Source organism: Actinomyces sp. oral taxon 170 str. F0386 (assembly GCF_000195595.1).
GTDB lineage: Bacteria > Actinomycetota > Actinomycetes > Actinomycetales > Actinomycetaceae > Actinomyces.
The window spans coordinates 58,099-78,957 of record NZ_GL882506.1 but is presented as its reverse complement, the minus strand read 5'-3'; the positions used below and the strand labels follow the sequence as shown (position 1 = coordinate 78,957).

Genomic DNA, 20,859 nt, shown 5'->3' with positions numbered 1-20,859 from the left:
CACCCGCGTTACCTGAAGGCGACGATACGGCGGCGGTCCCGCGTTCCGCGGGCTTCTAGCCCACCCGGTGCAACCAACGTACGGGCGCACCGGCCCCTGCGTAGCGGAACGGTTCGAGCTCGTCGTCCCAGGCCTGGCCCAGCGCCAGGTCCAGCTCGCGGCGCATCCTGTCGGGATCAGCCGCGTAAACCAGTGCAGCACGAATCCGGTCCTCGGGAACAACGACGTTGCCGTGAACATCGGTCTGGGCATGGAAGATCCCCAGGTCGGGGGTGTGGGACCAACGGCCGCCGTCGGTCCCCACGCTCGCCTCCTCGGTGACCTCGTAGCGCAGGTTCGCCCAACCGCGCAGGGCGGAGGCGAGACTGGCTCCCGTTCCGGCGGGGCCCACCCAGCTGGTCTCCGCTCGCATCATGCCCCGAGCGGCAGGCTGCTCGGTCCAGTCCAGGTGGACACGCGAACCGAGCACCTCGGCCGCCGCCCACTCGATGTGGGGGCAGAGCGCCCGAGGTGCTGAATGCACGAAAAGTACACCGCGGGTGTAGGCACCGATCATGAGTATCGCCTCCTGGTTGGTTTCGAGATTCGCCTTCCCCAACGGTCTCGACCCTCAACCGGGCTCATGTCATGACGTACGCGGCATGCATGGCTATTGTGCACGACGTAACCAGCCGGGTCCAGCGCGGTGGATCACAGGCCAGGTCCTGCAGTGCGGTCCGTCCGCTCCCGACTTACTCGCGGGTGAAGACGAGCGCGACATTGTGACCCCCGAATCCGAAGGAGGTGCTGGCCGCTGCAGCCAGCGCGGGAAGGTCACGACCCCGCGGCCCGACGACGTCCAGCCCGAGCCGGGTCAGCTCGGGATCCACTCCGGCGGGCAGGAGCGTCGGCGGTGCCCACCGCTCATGCAGGGCCATGACGGTCAGGACCGCCTCCAGGCCACCGGCCCCGCCCAGAAGATGGCCGGTCGCAGACTTCGTGGCACTGACGGCCGCGTCCGGCACAACCTTTGTCAGGACGCCGGCCTCGACGACGTCACCGGCAGGTGTCGAGGTGGCGTGGGCGTTGACGTGCCCGACGGCACTGGAGGCAAGGCTCGCGCGCTCCAGCGCCAGCCGCAGGGCCCGCTCCTGCTCCGCCCCCGATGGCTCGGGGCGTGCGACGTCGTAGGCGTCGGCGGTGACCGAGGAGCCCGCCAGTACGGCCATGACCCGTGCGCCACGGGCCATGGCGTGCTCGGCGCGCTCCAGGACGAGGATCCCGGCACCCTCGCCCAGGACGAAACCGTCACGGTCCGGGGCGAAAGGGCGTGAGGCGGTCCGTGGGTCGGTGTTGCGCGTCGACAGTGCCCTCATGGCACCGAAGGCGGCCACGGTCATCGGGTGGAGAGCCGCGTCCGTGCCGCCGGCCACGACGACGTCGGCCCGTCCCAGCGCGATGAGGTCCGCCCCGTGGGCAATGGCCTCGGCCCCTGAGGCGCAGGCCGAGACCGGAGCGTGGATACCGCCGCGCGCCCCCAGCTCGATCCCGACGGCGGCCGCCGGAGCGTTGGGCATGAGAGCGGGGACCGCCGTTGGCAGAACGCGTCGCGGGCCCTTGTCCCTCAGGGTGTCCCACGCCTCCATGACAGACAGGACCGGCCCCATACCCGGGGACACGGACACCGCGAGGCGCTGTGCGGCGAGCTGCGGGGCCCCCGCCTGCTCCCAGGCCTGGCGGGCGGCCAGCAGCGCGCACTGGCTGGCGCGGTCGAGACGGCGCAGCTGGCGGGGTGGAAGCAGATCGGCCGGATCGACCGCCAAAGGCGCGCCGATCCGCACAGGCAAATCGTAGGCCTCCACCCAGTCATGCTCGAGAGGGCGAATCGCGCAGGTGCTCTGACGCAGGACGCTCCAGGTCGAGTCGACGTCTCCGCCCAGGGGGTTGACGGTCCCCAGGCCAGTGATGACGACGTCGCCGGGACGGCAGGCGGCGGCCGAGGTCATCCGGTCTCAGGCCTTCTTGGCGGTCACGAGATCCACCAGCGCTCCGACGGTGGGCAGGGTCGGAATGAGAGAGTCGTCAAGGGCCACACCGAAGCGCTCCTCGACCTGGGTGGCGATGGTCAGCAGCCCCAGGGAGTCGACGTCGAGATCCTGGGCGAACGTGGTGGAGCGGGTGATGTCCTTGGCGTCAACGCCGGACTCCTCGCTGACGATCTGAGTGATGACGGCCAGGACGTCGTCGTTGCTCTGCTCGGCCATGATGCGGCTCCTTCTGCCGTCGCGACGGAGCCGGCTGGGATCCGCGCGGCGCGGTGGTTGGGCGGTTGGTTGGTGTGCCGGCGGCGGTGCCGCAGGTAAGACCATTGTCCCAGACATCAGTGAGCCTTCCGGAATCGGTATCCCGCCGACACGCCGCAACGACACTGAGACCGGCCCGGTCCGAACGAGGCGGATGGGCCGGTCTCAGGTAAGTCATGGAGCGGGTCAGGCCTCACGGCCGACGGCCAGCCGGCCAACGATGATCGCCATGTGCAGCATGAGCCCGTCACGCGCATTCGTTGCGTCCCAGCCGACCTGCTCGCTGACCCTGCCCAGCCGGTAGCGCACCGTGTTGGCGTGCACGAACAGGTTCCGGGCAGTCGCTTCCAGGCTTCCGCCCAGGGCAAGGTAGGTGGCCACGGTGCTCTCGAAGGGGTCGCCCATCTCGTGGAGGGGAGCGTGCACCAGGCTGAGGATCTGCTCGCCGGCAAGCTCGTCACCTGCTAGGAGGCGCTCGGGGAGAAGGTCGTCCGCGTGCACGGGATTCGGCGCCTCAACCCAACCCGGCAGGGCGCGCAGTCCGGCCAGGGCTGAGCGCAGTGAACGGCCGGCGTGTGAGATCCCCGGTACCACAGGGCCGACGACGGCTGAGCCTCCCAGCCCGCCGGCCACCTGCATGGCGGCCTGGTCCACCAGCTGTTCGGCTGTTCCACTCCGGGAGCCCTGAGGGACGGGGTGCTTGGACGATGAGCCATGAGCCTGCGAGCCGCCCCCCAGGACGATGAGGACGGAGTCGCCTCGCACGGACACCAGGCAGTCGCTGGCGAGGTTGCGGCACTCATGACGCAGTCGGGAGACCCCGAGCGCGTCCAGGGTCGTCCTGGCGGCGATGGCCACCACCGGCCCGGTGCCGTTCCAGCCGGCGGTTCCGGCCCGGGTGGCGGCGTCCTCGGGATCGTCATGAAGCATCGCGTCGACCGCGACGGACTCCAGCCTGGCATCCCAGGCGCCGCGTGCCTCGGCCGCCCGGGCATACACCTCGGCAGCTGCGAAGCCGACATCGCGCCCGAAGGTCAGAACAAGGATACGGACTGTGTCATGATCCTCCTTGGGTACGGCGCGAGGCGCTTCGTCGACGACGACGTCCAGAACCGTGCGCACCAGCGCCAGGGTCTGCTCCAGCGTGATGACCCCGGTCAGGGCGGCGGGGGCCACAGAGAAGATCTGGGAGGGGACCAGCGGGGTCGAAGGATTCTCCGCCGAGTCGACGAACATCGTGACACCCAGGCGGGCCACTGCCGCGATCTGGTCACGGGATCCTTCCGGCAGGGTTCGGTAAAAATCATGGGCCGAACTGATGCGGTCCAGTGAGTGTTCAATAATTGTGTCCTGCGCCTGTCGCAGTGCAGACACCCCCGGAGCGCTCAACTCATCCATGCTGTGGATGTTACCGACTGGAATATCGTGATGACAGTAGGTTCTCGATTGGCGCGGCGTGCGATCCGACACGAGTTTGTGTTGAAAATACGGGGATAACTCAGAGTGGCGTGTCGCTGAGGCGGAGTGGATTACACAGGTTACAATAGCATAACCATTGTAGAACCTGCGGTAAGTGAATCTGCAATGACTCCCGCATGCGTACTGTATGTCCGGACAGAACTGCGTATGTATGCGCTCAACTAGACAACTCGGAGGCTCAGGATGATGCAAGCGACCCGTACAGAGGAAGATCTCCTTGGTGCGCGGGAGGTACCGCTGGAAGCCTATTGGGGAATCCATACGTTGCGGGCGATGGAGAACTTCCAGATCTCAGGGTCGGTGGTTGGCGACGAAGAGGCTTTTGTTCGTGGCATGGTGCAGGTGAAGAAGGCCTCGGCGTTAGCAAACAGTGATCTGGGGGCGCTTGACTCGGAGGTTGCGGGTGCGATCGTGTGGGCCTGTGATCAGGTGCTGGTCGCTGAGCGATGCCTGGACCAGTTTCCTGTCGACCAGTTTCAGGGAGGGGCTGGCACCAGCGTCAACATGAATACCAATGAGGTGATTGCCAATCTCGCGCTGGAGTACCTGGGATACGCCAAGGGGCGTTACGACGTCGTCAACCCCAACGATCACGTCAATAAGTCCCAGTCGACGAACGATGCCTATCCGACTGGATTTCGTTTAGGGTTGTTCGCGCTCGTTGATGACCTCATCGACGAGCTCGCGCGTCTCATCGAAGCCATGCGTGCCAAGGGAGCGGAGTTTGTTCACGTCCTGAAGATGGGACGAACCCAGCTCCAGGATGCCGTGCCCATGAGCCTGGGGCAGGAGTTCGAGGCCTTCGCCGTTCTTCTTGAGGAGGAGATCAGTCGGCTTCACAACAACGCCGCCCTGCTTCTGGAGGTGAACCTCGGTGCCACCGCGATCGGGACGGGGCTCAACACCCCTCCGGACTACCAGAGCACCGTCGTCGAGCGTCTGCGCGAGGTCACCGGGCTTGATATTCGGGGTGCGCACGACCTCCTGGAGGCTACGAGCGACACCGGCGCCTATGTCTCCATGCATGCGGCGATCAAGCGTCTGGCGGTCAAGCTCTCCAAGATCTGCAATGATCTACGACTGCTGTCCTCCGGGCCTCGCGCGGGGCTGGGGGAGATCAGGCTGCCTGAGCGCCAGGCCGGCTCCTCCATCATGCCCGCCAAGGTCAACCCGGTGATCCCGGAGGTGGTCAACCAGGTCTGCTTCAAGGTCATCGGCAATGATGTCGCGCTGACCTTCGCCGCTGAGGCGGGTCAGCTCCAGCTCAATGTTATGGAGCCGGTGATCGCTCAGGCCATCTTCGAGTCGATCAATCTCCTCACCCGTGCGATGTCGACTCTGCGTGAGCTGTGCATCGTGGGAATCGAGGCCAACGAGGAGGTGTGCCGTCGTAACGTCCTGGACTCGATCGGAATCGTCACCTACCTCAACCCGGTGATCGGTCATCACAATGGTGATCTGGTGGGACGAGAGTGCGCCCGTTCAGGGCGCAGCGTGCGAGAGGTGGTCCTGGAGATGGGGCTGCTCGAGGAATCTGTTCTCGATGAGATCCTCAGCCCGGAGAATCTTCTGCGTCCTCACTTCCGTGACCTGAAGGTGTACTCCGGCTCTGACCCGTCGACTCCTCCGGTGGTGCCGACGGCGCCCGATTCCGCGGGCTGAAGCGCCTCGACCTCCGATATCGGCGGACGGCACGTAGTCCGCTGTGCTGTTTTGCTGATATCGGAGGTCGTTCTAGCTCTTTGGTGAACGTATCAGGAGAAGACGCGGCAGGAGCGGATGACCGGTGCGTGGGCGTCCTTTCCAATCACATTGAGGCCTTGCGGGTCGACCTTCGACTGCGGCGGCCCGGAGCTCCAGAAGACGTAGTTGAGATTGTCGCCATCGCTTGATCCGAATGTGACTTTATTGGAGGCGTCGATCCAGATCGTGTTGTCGAACCCACGGACAGTGAGTGACTCAATCTCGCCCTCGATGATGACGACAAGGTTTGTTGAGGTGATTGTTACGTCCCGAGCACCTGCCGAGACCTTGACCACCCGATCGGCGGAAAGATCGTCTCCGGTGACATCGACCTGGTCGGAGGCGGGAACCACCTTGGTGACCTGAGCCTCCGCTTGAGCGCGGTTGTCCTCCTCGTCGTTGTCGGTCAGCTCTTCGTCGTAGTCGCGCACGTCGGAGGACGTGCAGTTCCCGTACTCCAGCGGGTCAACGGGTGTATCGGCATCCAGGCCCTCCGTGGGCTCGTCATCCCCCTCCTTGGCGGTAGCGGTCTCGTGGACGTGGTTCGAAGAGGCCGAGGACATCCTCGCAACGAGCGTCCGGCCGACCGAGCATCCGGACAGCGTCAGAAGGCACACGGCTGTGAAGGAGATGGAGCGCAGGAGCGGAGAGCGGGACACCTGAGGGCCTCTTTCGGTAGATGTGACGGTGCCGGTGGAACGAGGGAGGTCTCGCTCCACCGGCACCGCAATTGGTCAGCGCGTCCAACTATAGCCGTACGGGCAGGATCAGGACTCGCCTCCCTGACCGCCGGAGGTGCCTGCGTTGACGTTGGTCAGTTCGTAGCGGGAGACGGCCTGAGCCAGGACGGACCGGTCGAGGCGGCCCTGCTCCACCAGCGCCTGGAGGGCTCGGACCACGACCGACTGGGCGTCAATGAGGTAGTGGCGCCTGGCTGCGGCGCGGGTGTCGGAGAAACCGAAGCCGTCGGCACCCAGGGTGTAGTAGTCGCCGGGCACCCAGGCACGGATCTGATCAGGAACCAGGTGGTCGTAGTCGCTGGTGGCGACGAAGGGACCGTTGGCCCCGGAGAGCTTCTGCGTCACGTAGGGAACCTGTCGCTCGGCGTCGGGGGCCAGGAAGTTGGCCTTCTCAACCTCCAGGGCCTGACGGCGCAACTCGTTCCAACTGGTGACGGACCAGGTGGTGGCCCGCACTCCCCAGTCCTCGGCCAGGATACGGCGGGCCTCCTCGATCCAGGGCATCCCGACACCGGAGGCCAGGAGCTGGACCTCGGGGCCCTCGCCGTCGGGGGAGGGGCTGATGCGGTGGATACCGCGCAGGATGCCCTCGACGTCGACGTCGTCGGGCTCAGCGGGTTGGTGGATGGGCTCGTTGTAGACGGTCAGGTAGTACATGACGTCCCGGTTGCGGCCCGAATCCGGGCCGTACCAACGCTCGAGCGCGTCGCGCACGATGTGCCGGATCTCGTAGGCGTACGCGGGGTCGTAGCTGACGACGGCGTCGTTGGTGGCGGCGATCATGGGGGAGTGGCCGTCCATGTGCTGGGTGCCCTCACCGGTCAGGGTGGTGCGCCCGGCTGTGGCTCCGATGATGAAGCCGCGGGTCAGCTGGTCACCGGCGGCCCAGAACTGGTCACCGGTGCGCTGGAAGCCGAACATCGAGTAGAAGATGTAGACCGGGATCATGGGCTCGCCGTGGGTGGCGTAGCTCGTGCCGGCCACCTGGAACAGGGAGACCGAGCCGGCCTCGTTGATACCCGTGTGCATGAGCTGGCCGGAGGTGGACTCACGGTAGGAGAGCATCATGTCGGCGTCGACGGGCGTGTAGCTCTGACCCTGGGTGTTGAAGATCTTCTTGGTGGGGAAGAGCGACTCCAGACCGAAGGTGCGCGACTCGTCCGGAACGATCGGCACGATGCGCCGGCCGATGCCCTTGTCCTTGATGAGCTCCTTGAGCAGGCGCACGAACGCCATCGTGGAGGCGACCTCCTGCTTGCCGGAGCCGCCCTTGAGGATGTCGTAGGTCTTGTTCCCGGGGAGCTGAAGCTCGACACCGGCATCACGGCGCTCCGGGATGAACCCGCCGAGCTGCCGGCGCCGGTCCAGCATGTAGAGCAGCGAGGGGTCGTCGTCGGCCGGCCGGTAGTACGGTGGCATCTTCGGGTTGGCCTCGAGCTGCTCATCGGTGATCGGGATGTGGAGCCGGTCGCGCAGGGCCTTGAGGTCGTCCAGCGTCAGCTTCTTCATCTGGTGGGTGGCGTTGCGGCCGGCGAAGTGCCCGCCCAGCAGGTAGCCCTTGACCGTGTGCGCCAGGATGACGGTGGGCTGGCCTTTGTGCTCCGTGGCTGCCTTGTATGCGGCGTACATCTTGCGGTAGTCGTTACCGCCGCGCTGGAGGGCCCAGATCTCGTCGTCGGTCCAGTCCTTGACAAGCTCGGCGGTGCGCGGGTCGCGGCCGAAGAAGTGCTCGCGGATGTAGGCGCCGTCATTGGCCTTGAAGGTCTGGTAGTCGCCGTCGAGCGTCTCCATCATGAGGTGCTCGAGTGCGTGGTCCTTGTCTGCAGCCAGGAGCTGGTCCCAGCCGCGGCCCCAGATCACCTTGATGACGTTCCATCCGGCGCCCTTGAAGAAGGCCTCGAGCTCCTGGATGATCTTGCCGTTTCCGCGCACCGGGCCGTCAAGGCGCTGCAGGTTGCAGTTGATGACGAAGGTGAGGTTGTCCAGCTGCTGGCTGGCCGCGAGCTGGAGCATGCCGCGAGACTCGGGCTCGTCCATCTCGCCGTCGCCCAGGAAAGCCCAGGTGTGCTGCTGGGAGGTGTCCTTGATGCCCGCGCCCTGAAGATACTTGTCGAACCAGGCCTGGTAGATCGCCTCGGACGGACCAAGACCCATGGAGACGGTGGGGTACTCCCAGAAGTCCTCCATACGGCGGGGGTGCGGGTAGGAGGGCAGGCCGCGGCCACCGGCTGGGCGGGACTCCTCCTGGCGGAACCCGTCCATGTCGGCCTCGCTCAGGCGGCCCTCGATGAAGGCTCGGGCGTAGTTGCCGGGAGAGGCGTGGCCCTGGAAGAAGACGTGGTCGCCGCCACCTGGGTGGTCCTTGCCGCGGAAGAAGTGGTTGAAACCCACCTCGTAGAGGGTGGCTGTCGAGGCGTAGGAGGAGATGTGGCCGCCGACTCCCACGCCGGGGCGCTGAGCGCGGGTGACCATGACGGCGGCGTTCCAGCGCAGCCAGCGCCGGTAGGTGCGCTCAGCGCTCTCGTCGCCAGGGAAGTAGGGCTCGTTGGTGACGTCGATGGTGTTGATGTACGGCGTCGTCATCTCGGTGGGCACCGTGACGTTCTTCTGGCGGGCCTGGGCCAGCATGCTCAGCAGGATGTAGCGCGCCCGCTTGGCGCCCTTGTCCGCGATGAGGGCATCGAGGGACTCGTGCCACTCCTTGGTCTCCTCTGGGTCGTTGTCGGTCACCTTCGTCAGGAGGCCGTCAATGAGCGGCGTGGAGTCACTGGTGGGGCTCACGGAATCCTCTTTCCTCGCGTCTGTGCGGTGGGCCCGAGCCTCACGTGCGCGCCATGGCACCGAGAACGGCGTCGGCGTACGCCTGAAGTCAGGCCGCTGTGGATGATGGACCTAATCTACGACCTGACGCGGTGGGAACGCTGCTCCCAGCGGGAGGAAAGTCCTACGTCACGTATGGTGTGAACCACATGTTGGTTGGTAGGTTTCCACATCTCGGTCAGTGACGGTGACTTGGAGAGCGTATCTATAGCCAGAACCGCCTTCCCAGCAAAGTTCACGGTAGTCTGACGTGCGTGTTCACTTGCGCGGCTGGCACCGGGTGCGGTGGGCTAGTACCCATCGCCCAGCAGCGGGCGAGCGAGAGACGGGCGCAGCCCAGAAGGACGGTGTAAAGACGTGGCGAGTACAGCGGGTGGGGCTTTCGGCTTCGCCTCCGGTCTCATCATCCAGGAGTTCGGCTACGACGACGACGTCGACGAGACTTTGCGGCAGGCGGTTGAGGCTGAGACCGGAACCACTCTGGTGGACGAGGACTATGAGGACGTGGCCGACTCGGCCATCGTGTGGTGGCGCGACGATGACGGCGACGTCGATGATCTCACCGACCTCCTGGTGGACGCCCAGGCCAACCTTGATGGTGCCGGGCTCATCTGGGTGCTGACGCCCAAGGCGCGCACCACCGGAGCCGTCCAGACTGCGGAGGTCGAGGAGGCCGCCGCCACGGCCGGCATGCACGCGACCTCCGCCGCCTCCATGGGGCAGCACTGGAGCGGAATCAGGGTCTCCAGCCGAGGGCGCTGAGATGTTCGTGGCTTGAAGGGCTCCGCGGCGCCTTGACGACTCCGGGACGATTGGTCGCTTTCATCCCGTAGGCGGTAGAGTTGCCGCGCAGGGCGACTCTCGCTTTCATGTGCATGTGCAGGCACCTGGCACAATCGTTGCGGCAACGACTGTGTCGTTGAGTGAATCTGCGCCTTGGACCTGTAGCTCAGCTGGTAGAGCAACGCGTTTACACCGCGTCGGTCGTCGGTTCGAATCCGGCCGGGTCCACCACAAGCTCCGTATACGAACCCTTGACCTGAGTAACAGGGGTAGGGGTTGAATCATTACCTGAATTGCATCGACGACGCCCGTCCACATCGTGGACGGGCGTTCTTGTTGTGGGTGCTTCGCAGTCTGCCGTCTGGCTGGGTGCTGCGCTGTGAGGGGTGGTTGTGAGTGACCGTGCTGAGCCCACTGCCGCCGCTTGTTGCGCCGCCCGCTTTAGCTGCTGGCTACCGAGTTGGTCGAAGGGTGGAGCCAGCTCCCCGGTGGCGTTGGTATGACTGGCTGGGTCGATGATGGAGATGGTGCTGCGGTGCACCGTATGCATCGAGCCTGGCTGCGCTTCATCGTGGCCGCCCTGAAATGCCGAGCCGTCCGACTGGCCGCCAGCAGCCTCACCGCAAGAAGAGATCAGGCTCTCCGCCGTCTTCTCGCCACCCTGCGCAGCGGTCATCCTCTCGCCAGTCTCAGTCCCACCAGCGCCCCTTCGTCGTCCCGCCTTCAGACTGGTCTGCAGCGCCGGTGGTGGGATGATGGGGTGGCCATCTTCATCCATCGCTGGATTGACGAGGATGCGCTCGAAGAACACTTGGTTGAGCAGCTTCTTCAGGCGATCCGGCACCGCCAGGTACAGCCGGTGGCAGTCCTCCAGGAGATCGAGCGCCTGGGTGAGGTGCTGCTCCACCAGAGCAGCATCGGCCGTGTAACCGTCTAGTTCGCGCTGGATGGCAAGGATGCTGCTGGTCAGTTGCTCCTGTTCCTTCTTGAGCAGGTCAAGGGGGATGGCTCCGGCGTAGTGGGCTTCGAGCAGCTTGTGGCGCTGGTCTTCTAGTTGCTGCTGCCGCGTAGTCAGGCGCTGGATGTCTTGCTGGCGGTTGGCCTGGATGTGTGCGAACTCCGCGCGCAGGTAGCGCTCGATCTCGCGGCGGTCATCGCTACTGAGCTGTATCTGTTGGTAGAGTTCGGCCACGCGGGCTTCCACCTCGTCGATGAGCACCGCCTTGAAGGTACAGTCGTGCACCCGATGGCGGCGGGCGCAGACGAAGTAGTGGTAGGTACCGCTGGCGCGCGAGGTGGCGTGCTGCACCAGCAGGCGGGCACCACACAGGCCGCAGACGATGGTGCTCTTGAGGTGATGATTGTGCGTACGCTGCCGCTCGCCGTTGGTATGAGCGGTCAGGATGTCTTGCACCGTCTGCCAGGTGGCGGCGTCCACGAGAGGCTCGTGCGCCCCGGGGTACTCCACGCCTTGGAAGGAGATGACACCCTTGTAGTAGGGGTTTCGCAGCAGTGTCTGTAAGAGTCTGACCGAGACAGGGTTGGTCGGTTTGCGGGCGGTCGGCGGGATGGTCAGGCCACGATTGTTGAGGTGCTCCGCCAGCTGCCGCACCGTCCAGTTACCCGTCGCATACTCCGTAAACGCCAGCCGCACCAGCGGTGCCCGCTCCTCATCCAGCTCAACCGTCCGAACCTCCCGCCCATGCTCATCCCGCCCCCGGACATTCACATACCCCAGCGGCGCCTTGCCCAGTGTCCCACCGTTCCTGGCTTTCTCACCCATCCCCTTGATGACCTCATTAGCCAGGTTCCGGGAGTAGAACTCAGCGATACTGCTCATGATGCCGTGCAGCAGCATCCCACCAGGCGTCTGGTCGATGTTCTCACTAGTAGAGACCAGCCGGACGCCAGCATCCTCGAACGCCCGGTTGATCTCCACATCGTCCGCCCGGTTCCGGGCTAACCGATCTAACTTATGGACGATGACATAGTCAATCCCACCATCTTCCTTAAGGTAGGCCAGCATCTTCTGCAGCTCAGGCCGGTTGGCACTACGAGCGGACTCACCCCGGTCGGCAAACTCCTTAATCACCAGCGCCCCCATGGACTGGGCCTTGCGCTTGTTGGCTTCACGCTGGGCGGGGAGGGAGAAGCCTTCCTCCGACCCACCACGCTGGGCCTGCTCCCGGGTGGAGACACGGATGTATGAGACAGCCCGCTTCGGCGTCAATTGCGCGGCCATAGCCGCAAACGGGTCAGCTCCGACTGCCGCTGCACCACCTTGTATTGATCCTGCTTCCATACACTCAATCCTCCTTTCACTTACCCATTTGTCCAGACATACCAGCCACAACGACCAGCATCTCTTTCCATTGACGCTCAGAATGCCCGCAAAGTCCAGTGCGAAGCTGGGCGATCTGACACCGACCACAGATGAGGGACAACGGACGGAGTAGGAAAGTGCAGCGAAGTACAGCGTGAACGTGGTGCGCTGCTGACGGGAGCGGCCCGCATGCACTCGCCGCCCGCTCAGAGCGACGGCGGCATGTTGGGGATGGGGAACAAACACTGGCGGCGCTACTGGGGCAGATGACGAGGTGAGAGCGGCGCCTGAGGTAGCAAGCAGCAGGCAGAGTGAAGCAGTACTGGGTGACTGAGGAGCACGAGATTCCTCCCACGACGCCAGAGCACTACATCACTGGCCTCTATGCCTTGAATCTGGCTGCGCCGGAAGGTACCAGTGGGGACTGGCATGACGTCTTCCACTGGCAGGACGGCGCTGAGCAGCCACGCCAGGTCACCCTGGCCGGTATGGGAGACATTGAGACCACATCGATCTACGGTGGCCTTGGCATCTACGAGGGTAAAGACCGCTTAGTAGCCCAGGGCCTGGACATCCCTGCCGGCATGCAGCGGGTCTACATCGCCAACCACTCACGCGCCATCTTGGACTTGCTCTACCGCTCCCTCCATCGCTGGGGACGCGTCCTCAACCTAACCGGTGCCACCACCGACTGGCTCGACACCAAAGACCAAGGCGAGCAGCTCCTCGAGCAGGCCACCATGCTTGAGCCGGCCTTCCATCCAGCCGCCCAGGACGAGCTACGCCGCTGGATTGCCGATGAAGCACGCACGCTGAGGGCGGTGTATGGGTGAGCGGAGCTCGCCGTGCGGTGCGTGAACGGGTGATCGTACTGGGCAGTCGAGGTTGGCGACAGCCTTAAGTGTATCAAGGGTTCGACGTGGCACATTTTAGACATGTCGATGTAGCCTGTGGGTATGGATTGGATGCCCATGATTGCTAGTGCTGCTAATTCTGATACCTCAAACTCGGTCGCTACGGCTATAGGAAGAATGCTCCCTGCACTGCTACCCATCATTAGCTTGCTTGTGGGAATTATTGCCGGCATTGACCAGATTTCTCGCACTACGAAGGCGCGCCGCAGGATTGAGTGGATCGATAAAGCTGTCGATGGCAACGCAAGTTGCGAGTTTCGACAGCAAGTCCTCAATGAATTGAGATTGTCTCAAGAAAGTGCTCTCGTTGCGTCCCTCTATGTCCCGTGGTGGAAGTTTGTGTGGTTTCCATCTTGGATACTCGGGTTCGGTGCTATTGCAGTGAGTTTTCAAGTACATAATGAAATTTCGAAAGACAGTGCACTGCCGTGGGGACTTTATTTTATAGGTTGTCTGTACCTTGGCTGGCAATCAATCGTATTTCGCTCCGAGAGGGAGTGGGTGAGACAGCGATATGAGAAGGACTACTTCCCCGAGTTACGGAAGTTAACTTGGGAAACACATGCAGGGCGTGCTCTAATAACACTATTTTACTCAATTTATCCTCTATTTTTGTGTGTCAGTGTAGTTCTATTGATCAAGAAAACTCACGTTTGGCTTGTTGTGCCGTTCGCCTGGCTTGGCCTTTCGGCTTTTTTGGTTGCTGCATGGTGGGAAATGAAGTGGGGTGAACGGTGGTCAGAATATTTCGCTAGGAAGTATGCTGACAGGTGGGGTGTCGATACTAAGTGGGTGATGAGGGACGATGCTCCTTCGCGGCCGATTTGAGTTGGGTAAGTCTTTAGGGGGACGTCTTGTCGCAATCTGAGGATGTGTCGCGGGGGAGTGTGGGAAAACCTTATGGATCGTCAGCTGCGGGGTGTCCAGAAGACAATTCAGCCATCTCACGCAATTTTCGCCACACGAACGGTCTAACTGACGCAACTGGCGAAAACGCAAGACTATTAAAAGAGCGAAGGAAGCTATTTAGGTGGCTCGATACGTTCGGCAATAGATGGCTGGGAGTTGCTAACAAAATAATGGTCAAACAATGGCTGCTACAAGAAAATCGGGATTGCCTATTGTGTCGGAAGTTGGCCGAAGATCTGTCACAAATTATTCGCAACTCTAGTGTATCCAACGCTCTTGGAGTTCTCTTTTCGGTGGGTAGTCTTGCATATGCAGTGATTCTGGGATTCTGCATGAGAAGATTGGAAACTGTTGTGCCTGGCGAGGAAGGTGATGCTATGTCGTCATTTGGTATTGCAGTAGGTGTGATGATCGCATTTGCTTGGATATTCTTTTACATTCATGTCCATGATTCCGATAGACGAAATCGCCTAGCCTTCGAGCTCATGAAATTCTCAAACAGTGTGCCCGGAGAATGCGATATCCCTTGCGCTATGCATCGCACGTCTTGCGGTAAGCAAGCTGCTACGACCCCACGAGATGACTCTCATAAGGGGCAGGCTACCCAAGAAGACTGAAGTAGAGCACAATCGTTCATCGTCCTCGTTCTCCCTCAGCCCTCCACCTTCCATCTCCTCCCACCCTCCGCTTCACACTCCCCCTAACAGCCCTACCACACACCAAAGGGCAAGAAAGGGGAGACCAATGGCAACACCAGCAGACCACACCGAGGAGAACAACACACCACCAACCACCAACTGCCCAGCCTGGTGCATCGGCCACGACGCCGATGCACCAGACAAAGATGACGACCACCTCCACGAAGCCACCCCATCCCTCATACCCTGCATCGCCCTAGAACGCACCACCAATGAGACTGGCACCATCCTCCATCACCCCACCGCCACCGAACTCACCCTAGTGCGCTACCAATGCCCACACGACAGCGACACCTGGTTCTACATAGGCGACGGCTCCCGCGCTCATGGCCTTTACATCACCCTGGAGAGTGCCCGTCGGCTGGTGAGTGCGCTAGCACGGTACGTGGAGGATGAGGGGTGAGGGGGGCGGGGTGGACTGCCGGTTTTCCCGCTGGCGATAGGTATGCCGTCTGCCGGGAACTTTCTGCCCAGTGCTGATGCTGTGGCTCCTTGCTCATGCCGCGCCGGGTCTGGCGCGCAGGGCGACGCCGGTGGTGCGGAGATAGCGACGGACGGTCTCGGCATGCACGCCGAACTGGCGGCCGATGGCGGCACAGGACCGGCCAGCGAGATAGTGCTGCTCGGCCTGATGCTTCTGCTCATCACTCAGGCCACACGGCCGACGGGGGATACCGCGGGCATTGCGGAGGTCGCTGACCTGTTGCCTGCTGATGCCATAGCGCTGGCAAATCTCGCGCACCGGTACGCCCTGCTGGTACAGAGTGATCACCTCGTCCTTCTGCGCTGGCGTAAGGCGGGTGTGATGCTGGCGGAGGCGCTGAGGCGGGGGAGTGGCTATGGTGGTCGTCGTGGCTGTAGTGTCTCCGTCGTCGGGCGGCAACGTCCTGGCGAACTCCAGTAGTGTCTGCCAGTTCCTGGTCACGGACGAGCAGAGAGCCACCACAAGCTCCGTATACGACCCCTTGGACCGTGTGGCAGTCTGCCGATTATTCGGAGGAGACAGAATGAGTAACGAGCAGACGGGAATCCCGGCGGAGCTGGCAGAGGCGCTATCGGGGAACGAGACGGCGGAGAAGATATTCGCCGCCCTGCCTTCATCGCACCAGAACGAGTACCTGCGCTGGATCGGTGAGGCGAAACGTGCCGAGACCCGCCAACGCAGAGCCGCTAAGGCTGTGGAGATGTTGGTCGACAAACACGGGTAAGAGCAGTCTGTTCCTTACCAGCTCGGTGCGACGGCGAAGGCCAGGCGGATCGCCACGCGACATCGCCGTCGTGGTGCGCATCAAAGGCCTTTCGTGAACCGGTGACGCCACTTGGGATGGGTGCCGAATTGTTGGAGACGGCGCTGCCTTCGGAGAACGACCTGATCATTGATCCAGCGCTCCCACTGAGTGGCGCGCTCCCGCTCGCCTGCGCTCAGCGGCGCGGCGACGCCGACGTCAAGGAGATCGTCCAGGATCAGGAGCGAGGGCTCGGGGGTGTCGATCTCCCAGGCTACGAGCCCCCATGGTCCATCTGAGCCGAGAAGAACCAGCGAGCGGTTGAGGTCGTGAAGATCATTGGCGTGCTCGCCCTCGCCGCTCTCGGAGTTCCAGTACCAGCGTGTCAGCCGGAATGACTCCCACGCCTGTGTCCAGCTCCGATAGCGTTCTCTCAGTGCTCGATCCAGCAGTGCGAGCGTGTCCCAGGCCTCGTCCTCCGTCAACCAGCTCAGCGCGAATCCGCACCGCGTCAGCATGGCGGCGCGCACCAGGTCCCAGGCCGAGAAGTCCACGTTCCGGATGCCCCGGTCGTTGCTGCGCATGCGCTCCAGGCGCCACAGCGTCTCGGCGGCGTTCTGGGATGACTCGGACGTGCCTCGCAGCTCGTAGCGCTCGGCCTCCGCCAGCGAGGTGTTGCTCCATCGGGCTCGCTCCTCGTCGAAGTCGCTTCGGTGGCCGGACGTGGCCAGCCAGAAGATCTGGGTAAGGAGATCAATGCGGGAACGCACTCCCCAGTCACGAGCAAGCATGGCTCGCGTGTCCTCGGGGGCGGAGCAGGTCAGGCGGTCCCACGGATCCTGGTGGCACAGGGCGTACGGCGCTGAGAGTGCTGCAAGCCGCTCGTGCGGGCCTGCTGCAGCGAACACCGTGGACTTGCAGCCTCTGACGGGGGCGGTGGTGCGCGGTGAGCTCGTTCCATGTGGACTCCTCACCCTGGTGAGGGGTGGAAGCGGTTTTATCCTGACGTAACCTAATTTTCTGAAGGATTGCCCTGAAGATCTCCGCGATGTAGAACGCTCCAAAAATCATGAGTACAGCAAAAAGAAGCAGAACCTGCGAGGACATGAAGACTATTGTGCAGCATACAAACAGGCGAGTACCAAATGCAGTCGCAGAGGTGGTCCAACTGTTATTGGATTGAATGCCTGTTTATTTACAAACTGTGTATGAATTTTTCGAGACGTTGCGTCCCCTCGTGCAGCTCGTCTCGGGATGCTGCGTAGGACAACCGCACATGGGTGCTGGCAGTCGTCGTGGAGAAGTCCGTTCCTGGAGTCAGGGCGACAGACGCCTCCTCCAGAGCACGGTGACAGAAGGTCTGGGCATCGAGCCCTGTGGAGGATACGTCGAAGTAGATGTAGAAGGCACCATCGGGTAGTACCGGTACGGGCAGGCCGATGCGCTGCAGCCCGTCGAGCACGATGCTCCTGCGAGCAAGAAGCTCTCGCCGGCGCTCCTCGCATACAGAAATGGACTCGGGGGAGAAGGCCGCCAGCGCAGCTTGCTGAATAGGCGTCGAAGCGCAGAGGAAGTAGTTGACCGCCAGGTTCTCAGCGGATTGCACCAGCTCCTCAGGAAGGATCGCCCAGCCCAGGCGCCACCCCGTCATCCCGAAGTACTTGGAGAACGAGTTGATAACGATCGCCTCAGGATCGGTCTCCAGAACACTGTGCGCCGGCGTGCCATCGTCATCGGGATCGGCCAGACCCAGGTAGATCTCGTCGACGATCCGCCAGGCACTGCGTTCGCGCGCCAGTGCGCAGATCGATGCCATCTCCTCGAGGGGAATCGATGTGCCGGTGGGATTGGACGGTGTCGCTAGCATCACCGCGCTCGTCTGCGGAGTCCACGCCGCCTCGGCAGAGGCCCGATCCATCTGGTAACGGCTGGCAGGACTGGTGGATACCGGAACGATCCGGCCCCCGTAGGTCTCCACCAGCTGACGGTTGCAGGGATAGGACGGATCTGCAATGACGACGTCGTCGCCCGGCTCCGTGGTTGCGGTGGCCACCAGCAGAAGCGCCGACGACGCACCGGTCGTCACGACGATCCGGCTGGGATCGACCTCTATACCGTGCCTGTCCCGGTAGAAGTCCGCAATGGCCTCACGCAACGCGAGCAGTCCCAGAGCGGGGGAGTAGGGCAGTGACCGGCCGTCCATCACGCGGCGCATCTCCTCGCGGACCGCGGGAGGTGCACCGAAATCAGGTTCACCCAGGCTGAGCTTGGCGATAGAGCGGCCTTCGGCCTGGAGGATTCCAGCGCGTTCGCCGATGCTCATCGCGTGGAAGGGCTGAGCGGCCTTGGCCCGGGCAGCGATCTTCATGACGGCTCCTTGATGCAGGGGAGGACAGGGCCAGTGTCCACCTTCTCATGTCGGGAAGGCAATGGTTTCATGAGGGGCGCCGATGCTTCGAGAACCGGCGGTGAGGGTTTGCCAGCGACGATGTTGTGCGTCTCAAGTGTTGGTATCGATCAGTGCCCGGGGGCTGCGATCTCATGCTTGTGTCTTTCGTCCGAGCATCGCCAACAGCAGCGGAATAATCAATATCGCCGTAGCTACCCATGAGACGTATCCCGAGCCGAAATTGTCAATGACCAGCTTGCCTGTTGAACTTGCTACAGCAAAGCCGACATAGACCGCAGATGACAGTAATCCGAGGAGGAGCGGAGCGGAGTTCGGGTCAAGCTTCACGATACGTGCTTGCTGTGGCACGGTGAACATCCCGACAAAGAAACCGTTGATGGCCAGCATAAGAGGTGCCAGGCCGGCCGCAAAGCCCAAGGGCTCTAATGCGAGCGTCGGAATCAAGCCGAGGATGCAGACGAAGACACATACGAGTGGGCCGCGTGCATCGCTGATCTTCCCAGCGCTGAAATTACCAATGAGGTTGCACACGCCGAACAGTCCAAGGGAAATAATCAATAGCGTTCCTGTGGCCTTGGATACCACTTGCGCATAGGTGAACGGCTGCATGCTGGCGCCGACAACAAGAATGGTCGTTGCAACGATGGCTAGTACTCGCATGTCCGAAAGAGGCCGCAAACGATCCATGAGCGTTGCTGCAGGGAGCTGCACTGGCTGAACTTTTGCTCGAATCCATGTAAGAGCGACGCTCCCCAGGATGACAAGCGACCACATGGTGTAGCGCCAGTTGAGAGCTCCAATAACCAGTCCAAGCGGAACACCGATCGCAGTCGCGGTCGTGAGTCCGCCCATGACAAGTGCCAGCGCGCGTCCCTGACGCTCTTTAGGTGTGGTGGCGATGGTGATGGCAGATGCGCACGGTGTAACAAAGCTCGCCCCTGCTGCAGCAACGACTCGCGAAAATAGCGCTATCGCAAAGGTAGGAGAAAGCGCCGTCAAGACGTTGCCGATGGTGAACAGCGACAGACCAAAAGTCAGGGCTGTGTCACGCCTCCAGTTAGCTGTTAAGGCGCCGAGTACAGGCGCGCAGACGGCGAACACTATACTAAAGACCGTCACAAGCTGTGCTGCCGATGTTGTTGGTACGTGAAGGTCTGAAGAAATGTTCCCCAGTAGGCCAGCAATAATGAAGGTGTCGGTACCTACCACGAATGTCGCCATGGTTAGTGGTATAAGTAACTTTACTGAGTTGGATGAAGGTAATGTATTCATATTTCTACGGTATCATTTATGTGCCGTTCAATCAATTGTTGTGGTTGGTGTCGAATGTGTGTCGTGATGTTTATTACAGTGATGTAGCGAAAGAAGGCGTGGGTGGGTCACCTTGCGCCTGCTGATAGATGACGTCAAGTGGAGGGGGAAATTTGCAGGGTGCTGCCAGATTTTTGAGTGGGATGTTTCAGGTATTGGCATAGCTACTGTGATGAACGCTTCATTTGAGGAGCGTCTGTCTGAGGCGGCTGACGAATAACAATGTTGCTATGTCCGTCGCACGGTGTTTTATTGGGAGATTGAGTTTGCAGAGATTGAGGGTTATTCATGGGGTGTATGTGAATATGAGTCCGAGGATGGCGGTGATGGTTTTCGGGAAGGTGTCTAGTGGTCTTCTGTAGCCGGTGTGCAGGACTCTCCATGTTTTGATGTTGGCGATGACTTGCTCGATCTTGTAGCGGATCTGGTTGACGGTTTTGTTGTAGGTCTTGTCGTCTGGGTGGAGCGGCAGGTGTGGTTGTTTTCTCTTTGGGGTGATCATGCCCAGTCCGATGTACCCCTTGTCGCCAATATGGCGTGGTGGTGGTGTCCCGTCGGGTAGGTCGGTGGCCGGTACGTCGAGCAGGCCGCAGCGGCGCAGCGCCTCAGCGTCGTGCGTGCATCCGCCCTGGGGGTCGGAGACCCAGGGCAGGGTCCCTGAGGGGGTGCAGGCGACCTGGACGTTCAGACCTGTGGTCTTGTGCTTACCGGAGTACAGCTCAGGATGATCAGCCCAGGACCAGCACTGAAGCAGGGTGCCGTCGATGATCAGCTGGGCCGTGGGGTCCAGGTCCTCCACCGTTGGAACATTGCCGTTCAGGCATGCGGCGATCAGGGGCGTGTAGGTGCTGATGACGCGGGAGACGGTGGCTTGGGAGACGCCGTAGAGCTCGGCGAGCAGCTCCTGGGGCAGGTTGTGGCGCAGGTAGGTCAGGGTCAGGCGCACGCACAGGAACAGCCCCAGCACCCTCGCCCCGAAGACCGGCAGACGGCCGGAAGCGTGAATGGCCTCGCACAGGCCCATAACCTCACACCGAGGGATTCTCGTGCTACTATTCGTCATGGCGGTTTGCTTCCTGATTGAATTGGCTTAAGCACCAAAGATTCTCTCAAGAGCAAGCCGCCACCCTGCTTAGCGACACGCTATTACCAACAAAACATCCTAAACACCCCTATGAATAAGCCTCATTGTCCATATGCTTGGCTGGAGATTCAGAGGAT

Annotated in this window: 18 protein-coding genes, 1 tRNA gene and 1 pseudogene; 8 read left to right on the top strand and 12 right to left on the bottom strand. The window is 62.2% G+C overall.

Going from position 1 to position 20,859, the window contains the following annotated elements:
- Window positions 1–55: 55 nt before the first annotated feature.
- The 4 genes from HMPREF9056_RS00425 to HMPREF9056_RS00410 form a co-directional block, all read right to left on the bottom strand.
- The gene (locus HMPREF9056_RS00425; protein WP_034513182.1) at window positions 56–556 is read right to left on the bottom strand and encodes a DUF3145 domain-containing protein; all 501 of its coding nucleotides are present in this window, start codon (window positions 554–556) and stop codon (window positions 56–58) included.
- A 175-nt stretch (window positions 557–731) separates the two neighbouring features.
- Complete coding sequence (locus HMPREF9056_RS00420) at window positions 732–1,985, bottom strand: beta-ketoacyl synthase (protein ID WP_009401838.1); 1,254 nt, start codon at window positions 1,983–1,985, stop codon at window positions 732–734.
- A 6-nt stretch (window positions 1,986–1,991) separates the two neighbouring features.
- A complete protein-coding gene (locus HMPREF9056_RS00415; RefSeq protein WP_009401836.1) occupies window positions 1,992–2,243 on the bottom strand; it encodes an acyl carrier protein in 252 nt (83 codons plus the stop codon).
- Between the two features lie 225 nt (window positions 2,244–2,468).
- Complete coding sequence (locus tag HMPREF9056_RS00410) at window positions 2,469–3,680, bottom strand: CdaR family transcriptional regulator (RefSeq protein ID WP_009401833.1); 1,212 nt, start codon at window positions 3,678–3,680, stop codon at window positions 2,469–2,471.
- A gap of 264 nt (window positions 3,681–3,944) precedes the next feature.
- On the opposite strand from HMPREF9056_RS00410, the gene aspA reads away from it, so the two are divergent.
- Entirely contained in the window at window positions 3,945–5,423 is a 1,479-nt protein-coding gene (aspA, locus tag HMPREF9056_RS00405; RefSeq protein ID WP_009401832.1) for an aspartate ammonia-lyase, read from the top strand.
- A 92-nt stretch (window positions 5,424–5,515) separates the two neighbouring features.
- Here aspA and HMPREF9056_RS00400 read toward each other — a convergent pair whose 3' ends face one another.
- The gene (locus HMPREF9056_RS00400) at window positions 5,516–6,163 is read right to left on the bottom strand and encodes a DUF3060 domain-containing protein (RefSeq protein ID WP_009401830.1); all 648 of its coding nucleotides are present in this window, start codon (window positions 6,161–6,163) and stop codon (window positions 5,516–5,518) included.
- 108 nt (window positions 6,164–6,271) lie between these two features.
- Window positions 6,272–9,025, bottom strand: a complete 2,754-nt coding sequence (gene aceE, locus HMPREF9056_RS00395; protein WP_009401828.1) for a pyruvate dehydrogenase (acetyl-transferring), homodimeric type — start codon at window positions 9,023–9,025, stop codon at window positions 6,272–6,274.
- A gap of 396 nt (window positions 9,026–9,421) precedes the next feature.
- Between aceE and HMPREF9056_RS00390 the strand changes: the two genes are divergently transcribed.
- The 3 genes from HMPREF9056_RS00390 (at window position 9,422) to HMPREF9056_RS14465 (ending at window position 10,784) form a co-directional block, all read left to right on the top strand.
- Window positions 9,422–9,826, top strand: a complete 405-nt coding sequence (locus HMPREF9056_RS00390) for a DUF3052 family protein (protein ID WP_009233150.1) — start codon at window positions 9,422–9,424, stop codon at window positions 9,824–9,826.
- Window positions 9,827–10,002: 176 nt separating this feature from the next.
- Window positions 10,003–10,078 (top strand) — tRNA-Val (locus HMPREF9056_RS00385).
- 268 nt (window positions 10,079–10,346) lie between these two features.
- The gene (locus HMPREF9056_RS14465; RefSeq protein WP_253269875.1) at window positions 10,347–10,784 is read left to right on the top strand and encodes a hypothetical protein; all 438 of its coding nucleotides are present in this window, start codon (window positions 10,347–10,349) and stop codon (window positions 10,782–10,784) included.
- 303 nt (window positions 10,785–11,087) lie between these two features.
- On the opposite strand, the pseudogene HMPREF9056_RS14460 reads toward HMPREF9056_RS14465, so the two are convergent.
- Window positions 11,088–12,089: pseudogene (locus HMPREF9056_RS14460) on the bottom strand (recombinase family protein); the annotation flags it as partial.
- 392 nt (window positions 12,090–12,481) lie between these two features.
- Here HMPREF9056_RS14460 and HMPREF9056_RS00370 point away from each other — a divergent pair.
- The 3 genes from HMPREF9056_RS00370 (at window position 12,482) to HMPREF9056_RS13960 (ending at window position 15,094) form a co-directional block, all read left to right on the top strand.
- Entirely contained in the window at window positions 12,482–13,003 is a 522-nt protein-coding gene (locus tag HMPREF9056_RS00370; protein ID WP_009401817.1) for a hypothetical protein, read from the top strand.
- Window positions 13,004–13,126: 123 nt separating this feature from the next.
- Complete coding sequence (locus HMPREF9056_RS13965; protein WP_157184963.1) at window positions 13,127–13,912, top strand: hypothetical protein; 786 nt, start codon at window positions 13,127–13,129, stop codon at window positions 13,910–13,912.
- 825 nt (window positions 13,913–14,737) lie between these two features.
- Window positions 14,738–15,094, top strand: a complete 357-nt coding sequence (locus HMPREF9056_RS13960; protein ID WP_157184962.1) for a hypothetical protein — start codon at window positions 14,738–14,740, stop codon at window positions 15,092–15,094.
- Between the two features lie 93 nt (window positions 15,095–15,187).
- On the opposite strand, the gene HMPREF9056_RS14835 is transcribed toward HMPREF9056_RS13960, so the two are convergent.
- The gene (locus HMPREF9056_RS14835) at window positions 15,188–15,616 is read right to left on the bottom strand and encodes a helix-turn-helix domain-containing protein (protein WP_301280235.1); all 429 of its coding nucleotides are present in this window, start codon (window positions 15,614–15,616) and stop codon (window positions 15,188–15,190) included.
- Here HMPREF9056_RS14835 and HMPREF9056_RS14455 point away from each other — a divergent pair.
- Window positions 15,531–15,899 carry a YdeI/OmpD-associated family protein gene (locus tag HMPREF9056_RS14455; RefSeq protein WP_253269874.1) on the top strand — a complete coding sequence of 123 codons (369 nt, stop codon included), beginning with the start codon at window positions 15,531–15,533 and terminating at the stop codon, window positions 15,897–15,899. The genes HMPREF9056_RS14835 and HMPREF9056_RS14455 overlap by 86 nt on opposite strands.
- 80 nt (window positions 15,900–15,979) lie before the next feature.
- Here HMPREF9056_RS14455 and HMPREF9056_RS00355 read toward each other — a convergent pair whose 3' ends face one another.
- The 4 genes from HMPREF9056_RS00355 to HMPREF9056_RS00340 form a co-directional block, all read right to left on the bottom strand.
- Window positions 15,980–16,708, bottom strand: coding sequence for a DUF1266 domain-containing protein (locus HMPREF9056_RS00355; RefSeq protein WP_009401808.1), 729 nt, complete (start codon window positions 16,706–16,708; stop codon window positions 15,980–15,982).
- A 404-nt stretch (window positions 16,709–17,112) separates the two neighbouring features.
- Window positions 17,113–18,285, bottom strand: coding sequence for an aminotransferase class I/II-fold pyridoxal phosphate-dependent enzyme (locus HMPREF9056_RS00350; RefSeq protein WP_009401806.1), 1,173 nt, complete (start codon window positions 18,283–18,285; stop codon window positions 17,113–17,115).
- A 171-nt stretch (window positions 18,286–18,456) separates the two neighbouring features.
- On the bottom strand, window positions 18,457–19,548 hold the full coding sequence (locus HMPREF9056_RS00345) for an MFS transporter (RefSeq protein WP_216593585.1): 1,092 nt from the start codon (window positions 19,546–19,548) through the stop codon (window positions 18,457–18,459).
- A gap of 376 nt (window positions 19,549–19,924) precedes the next feature.
- Entirely contained in the window at window positions 19,925–20,701 is a 777-nt protein-coding gene (locus tag HMPREF9056_RS00340; protein ID WP_253269873.1) for a transposase, read from the bottom strand.
- Between the last annotated feature and the right edge of the window lie 158 nt (window positions 20,702–20,859).

Bases quoted from the DNA above. Each gene is read 5' to 3' on its own strand.
- HMPREF9056_RS00345 (WP_216593585.1), bottom strand. From the start codon at position 19,548: ATGGCGACATTCGTGGTAGGTACCGACACCTTCATTATTGCTGGCCTA.
- HMPREF9056_RS14455 (WP_253269874.1), top strand. From the start codon at position 15,531: ATGGTGGTCGTCGTGGCTGTAGTGTCTCCGTCGTCGGGCGGCAACGTC.
- aspA (WP_009401832.1), top strand. From the start codon at position 3,945: ATGATGCAAGCGACCCGTACAGAGGAAGATCTCCTTGGTGCGCGGGAG.
- HMPREF9056_RS00410 (WP_009401833.1), bottom strand. From the start codon at position 3,680: ATGGATGAGTTGAGCGCTCCGGGGGTGTCTGCACTGCGACAGGCGCAG.
- HMPREF9056_RS00415 (WP_009401836.1), bottom strand. From the start codon at position 2,243: ATGGCCGAGCAGAGCAACGACGACGTCCTGGCCGTCATCACTCAGATC.
- HMPREF9056_RS13965 (WP_157184963.1), top strand. From the start codon at position 13,127: ATGGATTGGATGCCCATGATTGCTAGTGCTGCTAATTCTGATACCTCA.
- HMPREF9056_RS14465 (WP_253269875.1), top strand. From the start codon at position 10,347: ATGACTGGCTGGGTCGATGATGGAGATGGTGCTGCGGTGCACCGTATG.
- HMPREF9056_RS00425 (WP_034513182.1), bottom strand. From the start codon at position 556: ATGATCGGTGCCTACACCCGCGGTGTACTTTTCGTGCATTCAGCACCT.
- HMPREF9056_RS00420 (WP_009401838.1), bottom strand. From the start codon at position 1,985: ATGACCTCGGCCGCCGCCTGCCGTCCCGGCGACGTCGTCATCACTGGC.
- HMPREF9056_RS13960 (WP_157184962.1), top strand. From the start codon at position 14,738: ATGGCAACACCAGCAGACCACACCGAGGAGAACAACACACCACCAACC.
- HMPREF9056_RS00350 (WP_009401806.1), bottom strand. From the start codon at position 18,285: ATGAAGATCGCTGCCCGGGCCAAGGCCGCTCAGCCCTTCCACGCGATG.
- HMPREF9056_RS00340 (WP_253269873.1), bottom strand. From the start codon at position 20,701: ATGACGAATAGTAGCACGAGAATCCCTCGGTGTGAGGTTATGGGCCTG.
- HMPREF9056_RS00355 (WP_009401808.1), bottom strand. From the start codon at position 16,708: ATGCTTGCTCGTGACTGGGGAGTGCGTTCCCGCATTGATCTCCTTACC.